The organism is Bacillus cereus group sp. BfR-BA-01309 (assembly GCF_022664315.1).
GTDB classification, from domain to species: domain Bacteria; phylum Bacillota; class Bacilli; order Bacillales; family Bacillaceae_G; genus Bacillus_A; species Bacillus_A mobilis.
In genome coordinates this window covers 1-399 of sequence record NZ_JAKUHE010000071.1, presented here as the reverse complement: position 1 = coordinate 399, position 399 = coordinate 1, and the positions used below count along the sequence as shown (strand labels likewise).

Genomic DNA, 399 nt, shown 5'->3' with positions numbered 1-399 from the left:
TGGAAGACTTATCTATCTCAAACCTGTTAAAAAACAAAAAACTATCGAAAGCATTTTCATTTCAAAAATTAAACTTCTTCTTTCAATGTTTGTCATACAAGTGCGAGAAGTATGGCATTGCGTATGTAAAAGCTGATAAATGGTTCGCCTCAAGCAAGATTTGCTCATGTTGCAGAGTAAAATACGACCATTCAGTTCAACTAGAAGGACAGTGGAGTTTAAAAATACGTGAGTGGTGTTGTGCTTCATGCAATAGCCATCTCGATAGGGATGTAAATGCTGCGATAAATTTATCAAGATGGGTAAAATAAATGCTTGATAATAGGAGGTAACGATACTGCCTCGTGTGGAGTGTTATACCCCTCGTCCCTTTGGGGCTGCGAGAACACGATGAAGCAC

At 38.6% G+C, this 399-nt stretch carries 1 protein-coding gene; it reads left to right on the top strand.

Annotated elements, in window-relative coordinates; translation table 11 throughout:
- Positions 1-311 (top strand): transposase (locus MR115_RS29655; protein WP_242243861.1); only part of this gene is annotated, 311 nt, incomplete at its 5' end.
- Between the last annotated feature and the right edge of the window lie 88 nt (positions 312-399).